Source organism: Streptomyces sp. NPDC055506 (genome assembly GCF_053643595.1).
Map to the genome: position 1 here is coordinate 22,135 of NZ_JBSHKH010000024.1, position 17,695 is coordinate 39,829.

General features: G+C 71.3%; 15 protein-coding genes. 10 read left to right on the plus strand and 5 right to left on the minus strand.

Annotated elements, in window-relative coordinates:
* The first annotated feature begins 164 nt into the window (after positions 1–164).
* The 3 genes from ACWIF2_RS12205 to ACWIF2_RS12215 all read left to right on the plus strand — a co-directional run bounded on the left by ACWIF2_RS12205 (position 165) and on the right by ACWIF2_RS12215 (position 3,887).
* A complete protein-coding gene (locus ACWIF2_RS12205; RefSeq protein WP_454360086.1) occupies positions 165–623 on the plus strand; it encodes an NUDIX hydrolase in 459 nt (152 codons plus the stop codon).
* Between the two features lie 253 nt (positions 624–876).
* Positions 877–2,634 (plus strand): TIGR03767 family metallophosphoesterase, encoded by a 1,758-nt coding sequence (locus ACWIF2_RS12210; protein ID WP_454360087.1) that lies wholly within the window; start codon positions 877–879, stop codon positions 2,632–2,634.
* A 110-nt stretch (positions 2,635–2,744) separates the two neighbouring features.
* A complete protein-coding gene (locus ACWIF2_RS12215; protein ID WP_454360088.1) occupies positions 2,745–3,887 on the plus strand; it encodes a serine hydrolase domain-containing protein in 1,143 nt (380 codons plus the stop codon).
* Positions 3,888–3,894: 7 nt separating this feature from the next.
* Here ACWIF2_RS12215 and ACWIF2_RS12220 read toward each other — a convergent pair whose 3' ends face one another.
* Entirely contained in the window at positions 3,895–4,122 is a 228-nt protein-coding gene (locus ACWIF2_RS12220) for a DUF397 domain-containing protein (protein WP_454360089.1), read from the minus strand.
* Between the two features lie 4 nt (positions 4,123–4,126).
* Positions 4,127–5,008, minus strand: a complete 882-nt coding sequence (locus ACWIF2_RS12225; RefSeq protein ID WP_454360090.1) for a helix-turn-helix domain-containing protein — start codon at positions 5,006–5,008, stop codon at positions 4,127–4,129.
* Between the two features lie 200 nt (positions 5,009–5,208).
* On the opposite strand from ACWIF2_RS12225, the gene ACWIF2_RS12230 reads away from it, so the two are divergent.
* From ACWIF2_RS12230 to ACWIF2_RS12260, 7 genes are all read left to right on the plus strand, one after another.
* Positions 5,209–5,625, plus strand: coding sequence for an ATP-binding protein (locus tag ACWIF2_RS12230; RefSeq protein WP_454360091.1), 417 nt, complete (start codon positions 5,209–5,211; stop codon positions 5,623–5,625).
* 360 nt (positions 5,626–5,985) lie between these two features.
* Positions 5,986–8,532, plus strand: a complete 2,547-nt coding sequence (locus ACWIF2_RS12235) for a Pls/PosA family non-ribosomal peptide synthetase (protein WP_454360092.1) — start codon at positions 5,986–5,988, stop codon at positions 8,530–8,532.
* On the plus strand, positions 8,532–10,994 hold the full coding sequence (locus tag ACWIF2_RS12240) for a non-ribosomal peptide synthetase (RefSeq protein ID WP_454360093.1): 2,463 nt from the start codon (positions 8,532–8,534) through the stop codon (positions 10,992–10,994). The genes ACWIF2_RS12235 and ACWIF2_RS12240 overlap by 1 nt, the downstream gene beginning before the upstream one ends.
* Before the next feature lie 7 nt (positions 10,995–11,001).
* Positions 11,002–11,991 (plus strand): TauD/TfdA family dioxygenase, encoded by a 990-nt coding sequence (locus ACWIF2_RS12245; protein ID WP_454360094.1) that lies wholly within the window; start codon positions 11,002–11,004, stop codon positions 11,989–11,991.
* Positions 11,988–13,061, plus strand: coding sequence for a 2,3-diaminopropionate biosynthesis protein SbnB (gene sbnB / locus ACWIF2_RS12250; RefSeq protein ID WP_454360095.1), 1,074 nt, complete (start codon positions 11,988–11,990; stop codon positions 13,059–13,061). Before ACWIF2_RS12245 ends, sbnB begins: the two co-directional genes overlap by 4 nt.
* A gap of 44 nt (positions 13,062–13,105) precedes the next feature.
* A complete protein-coding gene (gene sbnA / locus ACWIF2_RS12255; protein ID WP_454360096.1) occupies positions 13,106–14,089 on the plus strand; it encodes a 2,3-diaminopropionate biosynthesis protein SbnA in 984 nt (327 codons plus the stop codon).
* A gap of 149 nt (positions 14,090–14,238) precedes the next feature.
* Positions 14,239–14,847, plus strand: a complete 609-nt coding sequence (locus ACWIF2_RS12260; RefSeq protein ID WP_454360097.1) for a 4'-phosphopantetheinyl transferase family protein — start codon at positions 14,239–14,241, stop codon at positions 14,845–14,847.
* Between the two features lie 35 nt (positions 14,848–14,882).
* Here the strand turns inward: ACWIF2_RS12260 and ACWIF2_RS12265 are convergent, their stop codons facing one another.
* The 3 genes from ACWIF2_RS12265 to ACWIF2_RS12275 all read right to left on the minus strand — a co-directional run bounded on the left by ACWIF2_RS12265 (position 14,883) and on the right by ACWIF2_RS12275 (position 17,497).
* A complete protein-coding gene (locus tag ACWIF2_RS12265) occupies positions 14,883–15,626 on the minus strand; it encodes an anti-sigma factor (RefSeq protein ID WP_454360098.1) in 744 nt (247 codons plus the stop codon).
* Positions 15,623–16,234 (minus strand): ECF RNA polymerase sigma factor SigK, encoded by a 612-nt coding sequence (gene sigK, locus ACWIF2_RS12270; protein ID WP_454360099.1) that lies wholly within the window; start codon positions 16,232–16,234, stop codon positions 15,623–15,625. Before sigK ends, ACWIF2_RS12265 begins: the two co-directional genes overlap by 4 nt.
* A gap of 222 nt (positions 16,235–16,456) precedes the next feature.
* Positions 16,457–17,497 (minus strand): hypothetical protein, encoded by a 1,041-nt coding sequence (locus tag ACWIF2_RS12275; RefSeq protein ID WP_454360100.1) that lies wholly within the window; start codon positions 17,495–17,497, stop codon positions 16,457–16,459.
* Between the last annotated feature and the right edge of the window lie 198 nt (positions 17,498–17,695).

A 17,695-nucleotide genomic window follows, 5' to 3' on the forward strand; every position in this document is an offset into this window, starting at 1 on the left:
TGGTCGCAACGGTCCGAACGCGAGGCCGGACGATCGCACAGCTTTGCGTAAGGGCACGCTCTTTGGGGACTGTTGACCGAAACGAGATGGATGTATGGGGAAAACCCGCGATGCGTTTTGCGGGCATGAGTCCTGAAGACGGTGAAATCGGTTAACGTCCCGGAGTGCGAGAGAAGTTGAGGGTGGCGGCCTACGCCGTATGCGTCCGTGACGGACAGATCCTGCTCGCCCGCTCACCCGCCCAGGACGGCACCCCCGAGTGGGTCGTGCCGGGCGGCGGCATGGAGCACGGCGAGGATCCCTACGACACCGTGCGACGGGAGGTGGAGGAGGAGACCGGGTACCGGATAGAAGTGACCGGGCTGCTCGGCGTGGACTCCTCCCACCGCGTCTTCCGCGACGGCTTCGGACGCTCCGTCGACCATCACAGCGTTCGGTTCGTCTACGAGGGCCGTATCACCGGCGGCGAACTGCGCAACGAGGTGGGCGGCTCCACCGACCTCGCCGCCTGGCAGCACCTGGACGCGGTGCCCGGCCTGGTCCGCATCGGGCTGGTCGACACGGCGTTGCGGCTGTGGCGCGAGCGCCCGGCCGGCGGACGGCTCAACGGCGTTCCGGAATAGGTCGGGAATGAGTCCGGAATAGGTGCAGTACCCCGGAAGATGAACGGCGAGTGACCGACTCCGGGCCGTTCCCGGAGCGGTCGTCGACGCGGAGGGTGGGCCAAGATCCACGTACGGTGATCGGCGCTGCCCGTTGCCGTCGCGTTTACGTACAGGTCATTCCCGGTGCCAACGATCCAGTGTGAGCGGGGTGTTCGAATGACGAACGCCCCGCGACCACTGCCGACGCGTTCGTACTCGGGGAGAGAAGCGCATGTCGCGCACACGCTCAGTCGCAGGATCCGGCCAGGGCATCCACCGTCGTTCCGTCCTCGCCGCCGGCGGCGCGGTCGCCCTCTCCGCGGGCGTCGGCTACGCCCTGCGGCCCAGCGACAGCCAGGCCGCCACGGCCAAGGAGACGACCGAGGCAGTAGCGGCCTCCTCGCGCCAGGCGCCGGCCGCCCCGCTGGCCCCCTACACCAAGGGCACGACCCTCGCCTCCGTCGCCACCCCGCGCGGCAGCTCCGGCTACCGGCGCCTGGGCGACGGAGCCGGCTGGCAGCGGGTCGTGCGCTCCGACCTGGCCGCGCCCAAGTCCGGCCGCGCCGGGCGCCGTACCGCGCTCGCGGCGTTCGTGCAGCTCACCGACCTGCACATCATCGACGCCCAGCACCCGCTGCGCCTGGAGTACCTCCGCTCGGCCGACATCCACGCCTGGCGGCCGCACGAGGCGCTGACCGTGCAGGGCGCCATCGCGCTGGTGGAGCGGATCAACGCGCTCCGCGGCGCTCCCGTCACCGGTGCCCCGCTGCACTTCGCCATGACCACCGGCGACAACACGGACAACAACTGCAAGTCCGAGCTGGACTGGTTCCTGAAGATCATGAGCGGCGGGCGCATCACGCCCAACACCGGGGACCCGCGCCAGTACGAGGGCGTCCAGAACAGCGGCCTCAAGCAGTACTGGCAGCCCGACGCCGCGGTCCGCGACAGCGACAAGCAGGCCGGCTTCCCGCAGCTCGACGGCTTCCTGAAGGCCGCCGTCCGGGAGGTCCGCAGCCCCGGCCTCAACCTGCCCTGGTACTCCACGGTCGGCAACCACGACTCCCTGCCGATGGGCTGCTACGCCTCGCACGGCGACCCCTACCTCACTGAACTCGCCGTCGGCGGCAAGAAGCTGATGAACGTGTCCGCGGCGGAGGCGCGGCAGCTCCAGGCGCAGATCAAGAAGGCCCGGGACCCCAAGGGCGTCCGCTACCACGACTTCCTCAAGTCCCACGCCCGCTCCATGCGCTCGGTCACCCCGGACGAGAGCCGCGCCCCCTTCACCACCGCCGAGTACCTCCAGGCGCACCTGAACCCGGCCCACCGCGGTGTCGGCCCGGCCGGTCACGGCTACTCCTCCGCCAACCTGGACACGGGCACCCAGTACTACGCCTTCCGCGTCTCCGACGACGTCATCGGCATCAGCCTGGACACCACCGACGCGGGCGGCCACTACGAGGGCTCCCTCGGCACGGCCCAGATGAAGTGGCTCGAGAAGACCCTGCGGGAGAACAAGGACTCCCACGCGGTGATCTTCAGCCACCACACCAGCAAGACGATGACGAACCTCCGCAACGACCCGTCCCGGCCGGGCGAGCGCCGGCACAGCGGCCAGGAGGTCCTCGCCCTCCTCGGCGGCCACCGCAACGTGCTCGCGTGGGTGAACGGCCACATCCACAAGAACGTCATCACCCCGCACTCGATGTCCGGCGGCGGCACCTTCTGGGAGATCTCCACCGCCTCCCACGTCGACTTCCCCCAGCTGGCCCGGGTCATCGAGCTGACCGACAACAAGGACGGCACGATCTCGCTGTTCACCACGCTGGTGGAGTCCTCGGCCCCGCACCGCACGGACTTCTCCGACCTCTCCCAGACCGGCCTGGCCGCCCTCTACCGCGAGCTGTCCCTCAACGCCCCCGGCGCGAACCCCAACCTCGGCGGCGACCCGGAGGACCGCAACACCGAGCTGGTGCTGAAGAAGGGCTGATTCCGGCTCAACTGTCCGGGTCCTGGTCAACCCGGGCCGTGGGGCTGAGGTCCCACCCCCTGACAGAGCTCGATGTGACAGAGCTCGATGTGACAGGGGGAAACGGGGACATGAGGAAAGACCTGCGTACGACTCTGACGGCGGCTACGGCCGTGGCTCTGACGGCGGCCCTGGCCGCACCGGCGCTGGCCGCTCCGTCCAACGGCGGTCACGAGGCGACCCGGCAGGCGGTACGGGCCGCGGTGGCCGACGGAGTCCCGGGCGTGACCGTGACCGTGCGGCGGGGGCACGGTACCTGGGCGGCCACGGCCGGCGTCGGCGACCTCAAGACGGGCAAGCCGCGTTCGACGGCGGACCACTACCGAGTCGGCAGCGTCACGAAGACGTTCGTCGCGACCGTCGTCCTGCAACTGGAGGCGGAGGGACTGCTGTCGCTGGACGACACGGTGGAGGAGTGGCTGCCGGGCGTGGTCCGGGGCAACGGCCACGACGGCCGGCGGATCACGCTGCGCCAGCTCCTCAACCACTCCAGCGGCATCTTCGACTACCTGCGCGACACCGGCTTCCAGCAGAAGTACATGACCCCGGACGGCTTCATGAAGCACCGCTTCGACAAGGCGTCCCCCGAGGAGGCGATCGCCATCGCCATGGCGAACAAGCCGCACTTCGATGAGCCGGGCACGTCCTTCGCGTACTCCAACACCAACTACGTCCTGGCCGCACGGGTGATCGAGAAGGCCACCGGCAGCGACGACTACGCCGACGAGATCGAACGCCGGATCATCGCCCCGCTGAAGCTGTCCTCCACATCGGTCCCCACCCGGGTCACCCTGCCCCGGCCCAGCAGCCGCACCTACTCCAAGCTGGCCAAGACGGACACGGGCCCGACGTACGACGTCACGGAGCTGAACCCGCGTCTGGCCTACGGCTCCGGCCAGATGGTCTCCAGCTCGGCCGACCTGACCCGCTTCTACTCGGCCCTGCTCCGGGGCGAGCTGCTCCCGCCCGAGCAGCTGGAGGAGATGAAGACCACGGTCCCCTCCAGCCGCGAGACCAGCCGCTACGGTCTGGGGCTCGTCGACCGCAAGCTCGGCTGCGGCGTCCACGTCTGGGGCCACGACGGCGGCATCTTCGGCTCGAACTCGGACGCGGTGACGACCGAGGACGGCCGGCACTCCCTCGCCGTCAACTTCAACGGGGACTGGTCGGGAAGTACCGACGCGATCATCGAGGCGGAGTTCTGCGGTAAGTAGCCCGTCGCTACGACATCTCTTCCCGGTTCTCTTCCCGGCCGACGTGGGTGAGGAACGCCGTCCACGCGGCCGGGGGGAGGAGCAGGGCGGGGCCGGTGGGGGTTTTGGAGTCGCGGATGGCTATGGAGGGGGTGAGGTGGGCTGCTTCGAGGCAGTTCTGGCCGGGGTCGCTGTACGAGGACTTGAACCAGGCCTCGCCGGAGGCGAGTTCGGTTGCGATGGGGTGAGTGGTCATGGGCCTACAGCTCTCGTTCTAGTCGGTGCAGGAAGTCGGGCGTGTCCTCGGGCGGCAGCGCCGATGCTGTCATGGCGTCGAACCGTCGGTGAAAACGGTCGACTTCACGTGGCTTGTCCGCAGTGGACACGGAACCCCACGCGCTCTCGGTCTGCACACGGGGCGGCAGTTCGTCCCCGAAGTCGAGGATGGCGAAGTCGTTGGTCGAGCGATAGCTCCGGCGGAAGGGCAGCACCTGAATCGTGAGGTGATCCCAGCCGGACAGCTTCTCGATCTTCGCGTACTGCTCACGCATCACCTCTGTGCCTCCCACCGGATACCGCAGCGCGGCCTCGCCGAGGATGACGTGCAGCTTGACCGGGTTCTCGCGGGTGAGCACCTGCTGTCGTTTCATCCTCAGCTCCACACTGCTACGGATGAACTCCGACGTGTATTCCTCGACCGGCTTGTGCAACTCGTGGGTCGCGAGGGCGTACGCCTCGGTCTGCAGCAGGCCGTAGACCACTGTCGGGTGATAGGCCTTCATGGCACGTGCCTCGGGCTCCAGCCCAACGAACCCCGGCATGCCCGCAGGCATGAGCCCTCGGTACTGCGTGAGCCAGTCCTGCTGGTTGGACTCCTTGTTGAGGCTGATCAGCGACTCGACGACCTCCTCATCGGTGACGCCGTACTTGTCCAGCAGCTTGCGCAGATCGCCGACGTTGCGGAAGTTCAGTGAGCCCGACTCGATCCGTTGCAACGAGGCCTCGGAGATCCGCAGTCCGACGACCGCCTGCCTGCGGGTGAACCCGCCGCCTCGGTCGCCCAGACCACAGTTCTCCCGCAACTGACGTAGCTGCAAGCCGAGTTCCAGCCGCTGCGCTGTGCGCCCGCGTTTGGCCGCCATGTGCACCGCCCCTACGATCCAACACGTTGTGCTCGTATCCGTGTGCAGAGTGTGACACCCCCTGCTGGTCCCGCGCAGCCCGTTGTGCAGAACTGGGCATAGTCCATTTTTCTGCCGCCTGATTAATCAGCTGCGTTTCGATTGAAGTCGAAAGGTGAGGCCCGACACCGTAAAGGGGCAGCTCAAGCGAAAGGGACCCCATGCCCAACCCCCACACCCCTGCCCTCCTCACCCACGACTGGTCCATGGGCTACCCCATGACCCTCCGCAGCGTCCGGCTGGCCCGGCTGCACGCACGGAGACGGCTGACGATGTGGAACTGGACCGGAGACCTCGACGACGCCGTGCTCGTCACGTCGGAGCTCGTCGCGAACGCGGTGCTGCACGGCAGGGTGGTGGGACACGAGCTGTGGGTGCGGCTGGCCGTGCTGGAGGACGGCCGGCTGTCCGTCGAGGTCTCGGACCCGGTACGGGCGTTTCCGGAGGTCAGGGAGTGGGCGGGAGGAGAGACCGGCCGGGGTCTGGTCGTGGTGTCCCGCATCGCCGAGGAACTGGACTGGTTCCTGCGCGAGGAGGTAGGCAAGACGGTGCGGGCACGCCTAGCGGCCGGTACGTGACACAACTGTCGGCGGGTGGCCGAGCCCTGTGTGCGGTCATCGGCTCGTTGGCTTGCCGGACGGCGTGGGCGTACGCGCCCGCTCCCCGCAAGCACGCCGGGTGGGCTCAGCGGCTGTCGCGGGGTGGGTGGTGCGGGATCTGGCGTGATTGGAGTGTCTGGGCGCTCTCGAGGAGCATCACCCCAGGCGGGCCGAGTCCGTGGTGGCCGATGTGCTCCGATCGCTCGGTGTGAGGTATCCGGCTGGTGAGACGGCCGCTCACGTTTCGAGAAGTGGGCCGGACCCTCCATACCGCGGCTGCCTGGCTCCGAACCCCTAGTGAGGCAGAGCACGCGACAGTCGGCAGTCGAGGGGGTCTCCATGACGGGACAGCAGCTCCAGGAGGCGGTCAAGGGCCTCGTGGAGGAAGCCCGGCCCAGCGCGGCGCCGCCGGATCCAGCGACCTCCGCTGCCGCGGAGCGGTTCGCCGCGCTGCTGGCGGAGGTCGCGCACCTGGACGAGGTACGGGTCGACAGCGACTTCTTCGAGGATGTCGGTGCCGACTCCCTGGTGATGGCGCACTTCTGCGCGCGGGTGAGGAACCGGCCGGACCTGCCGGCGGTGTCGATGCGCGATGTCTACCGGCATCCGACCGCCGGCGGCCTCGCGGCCGCACTGGTCGACGGCACCCCGCCGCCACAACCCGGAGCCGAGGCGCCCAGCCCATCGGGACTGCCCAGGGCGCCGGTACCCGCCCCGGCACCGGCGCCGCCCACGGGCCGCCCGCACCGCGTGCTCTGCGGGGCACTCCAGCTTCTGGCCTTCCTCGGCTACGCCTTCCTCCTCGCGGCCGTCGCCGCCCGAGGCTATGAATGGATCTCCGCGCAAACGCACCTGCTCGACGCCTATCTGCGCAGCGTCGTCTTCGGCGTCGCGCTGTTCGTCGTGCTCTGCGCCCTGCCCGTGATCGCCAAATGGGTGCTGATCGGCCGGTTCACACCACGGCGGTTCCGTGTCTGGAGCCTCGCCTACTTCCGGTTCTGGCTGGTCAAGACGTTGATCCGGTCGAGCCCGCTGGTCCTGTTCGCGGGATCGCCGCTCTACCCGCTCTACCTGAGGGCACTCGGCGCGCGGATCGGCAGGGGGGTGACGATGCTGTCGCGCAGCGCTCCCGTCTGCACCGACCTGCTCACCGTCGGTGACGGCGCGCTCGTCCGCAAGGACGCGCTGCTCAGCGGCTACCACGCGGTCGACGGTGTGATCGAGACAGGGCCGGTCACCCTGGGCCGGGGCGCGGTCGTCGGTGAGGTGACGGTGCTGGACATCGGGACCCGGCTCGGCGACGGATCCCGGCTCGGGCACGCGTCCTCCCTGCAGACGGGCCAGACCGTCCCCGACGGCGAGCACTGGCACGGCTCTCCGGCCCAGCCGGCGGACGGCGCCTTCCCGGAGGTGGAGCCCGCCCGGTGCGGCACCGTACGGCGAGCGGTGCACGGCTCCCTGATGCTGCTCACGGCGCTGCTGGTGTATCTGCCGCTCGCGGTGGGCTGCCTGGACGTGCTGCTTTCCCGGATGCTGGAGGGATCCGCCGTACTGAAGGGCGGGGCGACGGTGCTCTACGTCGACCTGCTGGTCGTCACGGTCGTCCTCTTCTTCGGCGGGCTGCTCGCCGCTCTGGTGGTCCTGGCCACCGTCCCCCGGCTGCTGGGCAGGTTCGTCCCGCCCGGCCGGACGTACCCGCTCTTCGGCTTCCGCCACACCGTGCACCGGACGATCGTCCTGATGACGAACAGGAAGTCCCTGACCCGTCTGTTCGGCGACAGCAGCGCCATCGTGCACTACCTGCGCTGGATCGGCTATCGGCTCTCTCCGGTGGAGCAGACCGGCTCGAACTTCGGCACGGGGGTCAAGCACGAGAGCCCCTTCCTGAGCAGGATCGGCACCGGGACCATGGTCGCGGACGGGCTGTCCCTGATGAACGCCGAGTACTCCAGCACCTCCTTCCGGCTGTCGCAGACCGCGATCGGGGCGCACAACTTCCTCGGAAACCGCATCGCCTACCCGGTCGGCGGCCGGACCGGCGACAACTGCCTGCTCGGTACCAAGGTGGCGGTCCCCGTCAGCGGGCCGCTCCGGCACGACGTGGGACTTCTCGGCTCGCCCTGCTTCGAGATCCCGCGGTCGGTGGCGCGGGACAGCACCTTCGACGACCTCAAGGACGGGAACGGTTTCGGCCGCCGCCTCGTGGCCAAGAACCGGCACAACGCCGTCACCATGGCATGGCACCTGCTCACGACATGGCTGTTCTTCTTCTGCGTCGTCCTGCTCTTCGCGCTCGCCGCGAGCCGGTATCCGGTGTGGGGCACGGCGGTCCTGGCACTCGCCAACGCCGTCGTGCTGCCGTTCACCCTGCTGTACTTCATCCTCCTCGAACGGGCCGTCACGGCCGTGCGCCCGCCGGAGCCGCTGTTCTGCTCGATCTACGACCGCCGCTTCTGGCGTCGTGAGCGGTACTGGAAGGTTCCCTCCGAGACCTATCTGCACATCCTCGACGGCACACCGTTCAAGAGCGTCGTATGGCGCCTGCTCGGCGTCCGGATCGGGGCGCGGGTCTTCGACGACGGCTGTGCTGTGACGGAGCGCCCCATGGCCGCCATCGGGGACGACTGCACGCTCAACGCGGGCAGTGTCCTGCAGTGCCACTCGCAGGAGGACGGCACGTTCAAGTCGGACCGCAGCGCGGTCGGCGCCGGCTGCACCCTCGGCGTCGGAGCGTTCGTGCACTACGGCGTGACGATCGGGGACGGCGCCGTGCTGGCGGCGGACGCCTTCCTCATGAAGGGCGAGACGGTCCCCGAACGCACTCGCTGGGCGGGAAACCCGGCCCGCCCGGACCTCGACGAAAGGGACAGGGGAGGTGCGCGGTGATGGCAGCGACAGCGGCCGAGGCCCGCGTCCCCGCAAGCGGAAGCAGCGCCGAAGGCGGCTTTACGGCCGTGCCCCGGTGGGCGAAGGAGCCGATGCCGGGGATCGGGGAGCACATCAGCCGTGTCCCCGGCGAGGTGACGGCGGCCCTGCGGGCGCGGGCCCGTGAACTCGGCGTGCCGCTCACGGCGATCCTCCTCGCCGCCCACGCGAAGGTGCTCGCCCTGCTCTCCGGCGACCCCGAGGTGCGCAGCGGCTACCTGGTCCCGGGCCGGACCACGCCGCTGCCCTTCGAGATGGTGGTCGGGCCCGGCACCTGGCGCCGACTGGTGCTGGACGCCCGGCGGGCCGAGGCGGCGGCGCCGTCGACCGGCACCGGCTCGCCGTCCCTCTCCGGCGGCCCCGAAGCGGTGTTCGCCGGGCACGAGGCCGACGTCCCGATGGACCGCGGGGTGCTGCTCGGCATCTCGGCGGGCGAGGAGCGCGGCCGGCTCGTGCTGCGTCTGCGGCACCGGACGGACCTGCTGGACGCGGACTGTGCCGCCCGGATCGCGGGGTACCACCGTGCCGCGCTGGAGGCGATCGCCGCCGACCCCGACGCCCGCCACGACCGGGGCAGCCTGCTGTCCGCGGACGAACTCCGGTTCCAGCTCGACGGGCTGGCGGCGGGACCGCGCCGTGCGCTGCCGGACCGCCGGTTCCACGAACTGTTCGAGGAACGGGTGCGCCGGCATCCGGACGCCGTCGCCGTGGTCCACCAGGGCAGCGGCCTGACGTACGCGGACCTCAACACCCGGGCCAACCGGGTGGCCCGGGCCCTGCTGGCCGAAGGGCTCGGCCCCGAGGACACGGTCGCCGTGGTGACCGAGCGCGACCTCCACTGGGCGGCCGGCGTACTCGGCGTCCTCAAGGCCGGCGGCGTGTACCTGCCCGTCGACCCGCATCACCCGCCCGGCCGCATCAGCGCGATGCTCACCCGCGCCGACTGCTCGTACGTCCTCACCGCACCGGGCAGCACCACCCGGCTGGACCGGGCGCTCGCGACACTGCCCGGAACCCGGCGGCTGCTCGTCCCGGACCTCACCGAACGGGCCGCCGACGGAACGGATCTCCGCCTGGACATACCGGCGGACCGGCTCGCGTACGTCTTCTTCACCTCCGGCTCCACCGGAGAGCCGAAGGGCGCGCTGTGCGAGCACGCCGGTCTGCTCAACCATCTGTACGCCAAGATCCACGATCTGGGCATCGGCGAGGGCACCGTGGTGGCGCAGACGGCCTCGCAGAGCTTCGACATCTCGCTGTGGCAGTTGCTCGCCGGGCTGCTGACCGGCGGGCGGACCCTGCTGGTCGAGCAGGACGCCGTCCTCGACGCGGACCGGTTCCTGGACCGGATCGCGGAGGGACGCGTCAACGTCCTGCAAGTGGTGCCGTCCTACCTCGACGTCATCCTGACCGCGCTGGAACGCGCCCCCCGGGACCTGCCGGACCTGCGCTGCGTGTCCGTCACCGGCGAGGCGCTGCGCGGGGAGCTGGTCCACCGGTGGTTCACCACCGGGCCCGCCGTGCGCCTGATCAACGCCTACGGGCTGACCGAGACGTCCGACGACACCCACCACGAGGTGATGGACCGGGCGCCCGCCACCGACCGGATCCCGATCGGGCGGCCCATCGCCAACGTGCGCCAGTACGTCGTCGACGAGAACCTGCTTCCGGTGCCGCTCGGCGCGCCCGGCGCCATCGTCTTCTCCGGGGTGTGCGTCGGACGCGGCTACGTCAACGACGCCGAACGCACCCGGCTCGCATACCAGGCCGACCCCCATCGCCCGGGCGAACGGCTCTACCGGGGAGGCGACTTCGGCCGCTGGCGGCCCGACGGGAAACTGGAGTTCCTCGGCCGCCGGGACGCGCAGGTCAAGATCCGGGGGTTCCGGGTCGAGATCGGCGAGGTCGAGAACACGCTGCTGCGCGTGCCCGGCGTCACGGACTGCGCGGTCGTGGTGACCGGGGCGGAGGGACACGGCCGCCAACTGGCCGCCTTCTGCGCGGGCGACGGCGCGGTGACCGCCGAGGACCTGCGCGAGCGGCTCGCGGACCTGCTCCCCGCGTACATGGTCCCGGCGACCTTCCACCGGCTGGACCGCCTGCCGCTCACCGCCAACGGCAAGACCGACCGCAAGGCGCTCACAGCACTCGCCGAGGACCTCGGAACGGCCCGGGACTCCGACGGCACCCCGCGGACCCCGGCCGAACGGCGGCTCGCGGCGCGCTGGGAGGCGGAACTCGGCCTGCCGCCCGGACGGATCCGCCGGGACGACAACTTCTTCGATCTGGGCGGCACGTCCCTGTCGGCGGTACGGCTCGCGGTCTCGCTGGACCGGGTGATCTCCCCGCGCGACCTCGCCGGCCGCCCGGTACTGGCCGACCTGGCCCGGCTGATCGACACCCGTACGAGCCGCGAGAGGTGAGATCGACATGCTGTCGGCACTCTTCCGCAAGAACAGGGCCGCCACCACGACAGAGGCCCCTGGGAGCCTTCCGGTACTCGACGCGGAAGACCTCCCGGACGCCCGGGCCGCGCTGCGCGAACTCGTCGCCGAGCACGGGGCGGTCACCGTCCGGGGCCTCGGCCTGCGCACCCCGGCCGACGTCGACTCGGTCCTCCACCGGGTGGCCGAGCACCCCATGACCGAACGCGAGGCCTTCGCCGCCCGCGAGCGCCACGCGGACGGCGTCTACTCGTCGTCGGCCTGGCCGCCCACCCAGCCCATGTGCATGCACCACGAGCTCAGCTACGCCCTCGAGTGCCCCGGCCTGATGCTGTTCGCGTGCCTGGAGCCGCCCGTCGAAGGCGGTGCCACCGCGGTGGCCGACGCGACCGCCGTGCTGCGGGCGCTGCCCGCCGACCTCGTCGACCGCTTCGACCGGGAGGGCTGGCTGCTCACCAGGGCCTACAACGAGGGGATCGGCGCGACCCTCGGCCAGTCCTTCGGCACCGACGACCGCGGCGCGGTCGAGGCCTACTGCCGTGCCCACGCGATCGACTGGGCCTGGCAGCCGGACGGTTCGCTGCGGACCCGGCAGCACCGGCCCGCCGTCGTACGGCACCCGGTCTCCGGTCAAAGCTGCTGGTTCAACCAGATCGCGTTCCTGAACGAATGGACGATGGCACCCGAGGTCAGGGAGTTCCTGACCGACGAGTACGGCCCCGACGGCCTGCCCTTCAACACCCTTTACGGCAACGGCGATCCGGTGCCCCCGGACGTCGTCGAACAGATCAACAAGACCTATGAGGCCCACACCGTACGCCGGTCCTGGCAGCGCGGGGACCTGATGCTCGTGGACAACATCCGCACCGCGCACAGCCGGGAGGCCTACCAGGGCCCGCGGGACGTCGTGGTGGCGATGGCCGACCCCGTGCGTCCCGGCCTCCCAGGACCGCAGCCGGGGAGGGAAGCGGCATGACCACCCTGCACACCGCCCCGCGGACCGCCATGACGGACACCGGCACCCCGGTCGTGCCGTCCTTCGCCGTCATCCCCGGGAGCCAGGTCAAGGAGGTGCTCCAGGGCCGGGAGAAGACCGTGGTGGAGGTCGTCGAGGCCACGTACCGCCTGCACGGCGCCGGCCGCACGGTCAACCCGCCGTCCTCCTTCCTGCGCTTCCCGGACCGGCCGACGGCACGGATCATCGCCCTGCCGGCCTCCCTCGGCGGCGAGGGCCGGGCGGACGGACTGAAATGGATCTCCAGCTTCCCGGCCAACGTCGCCTCGGGCATCCCCCGGGCATCCGCCGTCCTCATCCTCAACGACCCCGTCACGGGCTACCCCTTCGCCTGTATGGAGAGCTCGATCATCAGCGCCGCCAGGACCGCCGCGTCCGCGGTGTCGGCCGCCGACCGGCTCAGCAGGGGACGGCCGCGCCCGGCCCGGCTGGGGTTCGTCGGGGCGGGTCTGATCGCCCGTTACATCCACACCTATCTGGAGGGCACCGGCTGGACCTTCGACGCCATCGGCGTGCACGACCTGTCCGCCGACAGCGCCGCCGGCTTCCGCACCTACCTGGAGCAGTCCGGGGCCGTCGGGCGCGTCACCGTGCACGGCAGCGCCGAGGAACTGATCCGCCTCAGCGACCTGATCGTCTTCGCCACGGTCGCCGACCGGCCGCACATCACCGAGCCGTCCTGGTTCCGGCACAACCCGGTGGTGCTGCACGTGTCGCTGCGCGACCTGGCACCCGAGGTGCTGCTCGGCGCCACCAACGTCGTCGACGACATCGACCACTGCCTGCGGGCCGCCACCTCACCGCACCTGACCGAACGCCTCACCGGGAACCGCGACTTCCTGCTCGGCACGCTCGACGACGTGATGGCCGGCCGGGTGACGGTCCCGGCCGGCCGGCCGGTGGTCTTCTCACCGTTCGGCCTGGGCGTGCTCGATCTCGCGGTCGGCGGCTACGTCTACGACGAAGTGGCCCGCTCCGGCGAACTGCGGGTCATCGAGAACTTCTTTCACGAACTGAGCCGGCACGGCTGAGGGCGTAACCCGTCCACCGTCCGGTGCCGTACGAGGAGAACATCGTGCCTGTCATATCCGTACCCCACGCCTTCAACGAGGAGGACCTGTACGTCGACCTCGAGCCGATGACGGGACACCGGCTCTTCCTCAAGTGCGAGGGCTTCAACTTCGCCGGTTCCATCAAGATGAAGGCCGCGACCGAGATGGTGGAGTCCGCCGAGCGCGGCGGAACCCTCAGGCCGGACTCGATCCTGGTCGAGTCCTCCTCCGGCAACCTCGGCGTGGCGCTGAGCATGATCGCCGCGAGCAAGGGCTACCGCTTCGTCTGTGTGACGGACTCCCGGTGCAACCTCGCCACCCGGCTGATGATGGAGGCCCTGGGCAGCCAGGTCCACGTCGTCTCCGACGAGCGCGCCACGGGCGGACTGCTGGGCGCGCGGCTGGCGCATGTGCGCGCTCTGTGCGCCGCCGACGACCGCTATGTGTGGCTGAGCCAGTACACCAACCCCGACAACTGGAAGGCGCACTACTTCCGGACCGCCCCGGCCATCGCCCGCTGGTTCCCGCTCCTGGACGTCCTGTTCATCGGCGTCGGCACCACCGGCACCCTGATGGGCTGCGCCCGCTGGTTCCGCTCCTGGCACCGGCCGGTGCGGATCGTCGCGGTGGACAGCGTCGGCTCCGCCATCTTCGGCGACCCGCCCGGACGGCGGATGATCCCCGGCCTCGGCATGAGCGTCCGGCCCCCGCTGCTCGACGAGAGCTACGTCGACGAGGCGGTGCGCGTCGAGGAGGCGGATGCCATCCGCACCTGCCGGAGCATGGCGCGGCAGGGGTTCCTGTTCGGCGGCTCGACCGGCACGGTCGTCAGCGGGGCGACGAACTGGCTCGCCCGGCACGGAACACCGGGCCTCACGCCCGTCGCGATCGCCCCGGATCTCGGGGAGCGCTATCTCGACACGATCTACCAGAGCAACTGGGTAGAGGCCCTGTACGGCGGTGACTCCATCCCGGACCCCCGCGCGGTGCGAGCGCCCTCCGACTGACCCGGGACGGCCGTGCCATGTGCCCCCTCCCCGCGAGACCCGCTGGACCCGCGAGACCGGCCCTGCGTCCCGAGCGGCTGACGTCCGCCGCCTGGGCCCGGCCTCCGGAGCCGCCCAGCCCCGGCCGGCCCCGAGTGTGGCTGGCCCGGGTGGAGGACCTCCGAGGCGCCGTGGCCCCGCTCGCCGGCACGCTGCTGGACAGCGGGGAACGGGCACGGGCCGCGGCACTGCACCGGGCGGCGGACCGGGACGGCTACCGGGTCGCCCATGTGTGCCTGCGCCTGCTCCTCGGCGCCTACCTCGGGGTCGAGCCGTCGGACGTGACGTTCGTACGGCGCCCCTGCCCGGTGTGCCAGGGCCCGCACGGCCGTCCCGACGTGCCCGGAGTGCCCCTGAGCTTCTCCGTCTCCCGCACGGACGGGCTCTGCCTTCTCGCGTTCGCGGACACGGCGGTCGGCGCGGACATCGAGCGGCTGCCCGACCCGGACGTCGTCGCCTCCCTCACGGCGACGCTGCACCCCCGGGAGGCCGCCGAGCTCGCCGCGTGTCCGCCGCGGGGCCGCCCGGCCGCCTTCGCCCGGGTGTGGACACGCAAGGAGGCGTATCTGAAGGGGCTCGGCACCGGACTCGGACGTGACCTCGGCTCCGACCACCTCGGCGCCTCCGCGCGCGGGCCCCGCCGGATGCCGGGCTGGACGGTCGACGACGTGACGGTGGGCCCGGGGCACGCGGCCGCCGTCGCGGTGGCCGAGCGGTGAGCGCCGTGCGGCTGACCGTCATGCGGCAGTGCTCGTCATGCGGGGACGGAGATGACGCCGATCGGGTCGGTGGTGGGGTGTCGGGAGCCGCCGGCCGGTTCCACGGTGACGCAGACGGCGGTGGCCCCGCCGAGGGGCCCTTCCAGGACCTCCGCATGACCCCCGTCCGCGGTGGACAGCAGCCCGGCGGGCCGGAGCTGCCCCGATTCGAAGTACCAGAGCTGGTAGACCCGGTCATCGGTGAGCGGCGGCAGCCCCGCCGAGAACACGGCGGACTGGTCCCGCGCCCGGGAGGCGACCACGCTCGCGGTCCCGCCGTCCGCGAGCCCCTTGGTGCTGATCGTGGCGTCGGGGGCGGTCAGGACGTCGGCGAGTCGCCGGTACTCGGAGCGCTCCTCGGCGGAGTGCTCACGCTCGGAGTCGGCCTCCGAGCTCTGCCACCAGGCGATGCCGCCGAGAGCCGCGGCCGCCGCCAGGGACGCCGCCAGCGCCAGCTGAAGACCCCGTTGCCGGCGGCGCCGTCGCCGGGACTCCGCCGCGACGGACCGGTCCTGAGGTACGGCCGCGATCCGCTCCAGCACCTGACGGCGCAGGTCCGCCGAGGGCGTGTTCGTCTCGGCCGCCCCCATCCCGGCGGCCGCTCCGGACAGCTGATCGACCTCCGCGCGGCAGGGCGCGCATCCGGCCAGGTGTTCCTCGAAGGCGGCCTCCTCGTCGGCCGGCAGCGCGTGCAGCACATACGCGCCGACATCGAGGTGGGGGTCGCCGGTGAGGTTCACGAGCCGGCCTCCATACAGTCGTGCAGGCGCCGCAGCCCCTGTCGCATCCGCGACTTGACGGTGCCGGCCGGCATCGAGAGCGCCTCGGCGACCTCCGCGTACGTCAGCCCCTCGTAGTAGGCCAGCACCAGGGGCAGCCGCAGCTCGCGGGCCAGCTGGGTCAGGCAGCGGAAGACCACCCGCTGTTCCTCCCGTGTCTCGACCTCCTCGGCGACGGTGTCGAAGGACCGCTCCTGCTCCCGGACCGCGGCGCGCAGCTCGCGGGCGCGGCCCGCGGCGACGGACCGGACCCGGTCCACCGCGCGGCGGTGCGCGAGGGTGAGCACCCAGTTCCGGGCGGCTCCGCGCGCGGGCTGGAACCGGTCGGCGGTCCGCCACACCTCCACCATCACGTCCTGGGTCACCTCCTCCGCTTGGGCCTTGTCCTTGACCACGCGGCAGGTCAGTCCCAGCACCGTGTGCGCCAGGGCGTCGTACAGTGCGGCGAAGGCCTCTTCGTCACCGTCGGCGGCGCGGATGAGCAGCCGGTTCAGCTCGGGGTCGTCTGCGGCCCCTGCTCGCCCCCCGTTCGTGTCACCTTCCCTCTGAGCTCCGGCTCCTCGGTCCATCGCGCCTCCTCGGCTCAGCTCGACACTGGCCCTGTTCTCCGCGGAGCGCATCCGGTCCAAAGCCGTCCGTCTGACAGATTCACCTGTCTGCCGCAGCAGACGGCCGGCCGGACTCACGCGCGGCGAGGCGGTGCGATTCCCCCCACTGATGGTTCGTAGCCGCCGGCCGGGGAGATCAAGATCAGGCGCCGCCGGTACACGAGGAGGGGCCGCCGGCGAGCTTTACCGGGGCAGCGCCACCACATACGCGGCCGGTTCGCGGTCGGCCGCCGCCATCAGGGCCGTGCGGACCACCGTCGCCTGCTGCTCCACCGAGTCGCGGAGCTTCCTGGGCGTGATGTGGACGACCGTGATGCCGAGCCGCTCCAGGTGCTCGCGCTTGCGGGCGTACTCCGACCACTGCGCCTCGTCGTTCTGCCGGGGTGCCCGGGTGTCCAGCTCCAACGCCACCGCCTGGTCCGGCCAGTACGCGTCCAGACCGCCGAGGTAGGGGCCGCCGGGCAGCCGCAGGTCCACGTTCCACACCGGGTCGGGCAGCCCGTACTCGCGCACCATCCGGTACAGGCGGTCCTCCGCGATCGCCCGGCCCTCGGCCAGCAGGGAATCCACCGCGTCCACCACGTGCGGGCGGCTCAGCAGCCGGGCCTGGTTCAGCTCCCGCACCACCGCGGCCGGCTCGCAGTGCCCGCCGCGCACCGCCTCCGTCATCAGCCGGCGCACGACGACGGCGTCCGCGAGGCCCGCCACCGCGTCGGCCAGCGCACGGGCGACCGGCGCGACGGGCAGGCCGGTGACCTGCTCGGGGACCGGCGGCGCGACGCCCCGGACGATGCGCGCACAGCCCGTCGAGCGCAGCCGGCGCATCCGCGGGACCAGGACGTCGATCACGTCCAGGGACGGCAGCGGGGGAGTGGAGGAGAAGCCGTGCAGCGTCAGCGCGGCCAGGCCCGTGATCATCGCCTCGGGGTGGGCGGGGGCGCCGGAGCCGTCCGCGCCCGGCTGGGCGGGGACACCCGTGCCGCGCTCCCGCGCCGCGTACATCAGCACCGCGTGCAGCCGCTCCTCGCTGGTAGGCGGGCCCGGGTGGAGCAGGACGACGCCGGGGAGGAGCTGCTGCCAGGGGCCGCCGGGCGTGCACTGCTCGTTCACCTGGGCCGTCGAGACACCGTGGGCGCGGAGCTGCGCGACGGTCATCACCCGGAGCCGGCCGCGGCCGGACAGGTCGTGCAGGGGGCGGGGGGAGAGCGGGGTGTTGTGCGTCATGACCGGCAATTTCCCGTGTCGGACCCGCCTTTTAACCCCTGTTACAGCTCCGTCGACACATACGGACAATCCGGCACTAAAGGACGGATGTTCGGATGCCGAAACCCCCTGGTCCGTTCGGGTGCGGACCAGGGGTTACGGCTGTGATTGCCTGTATTCCGTAACGGTGACGGAACCCGAAATCTCAGGCCAAAGGTG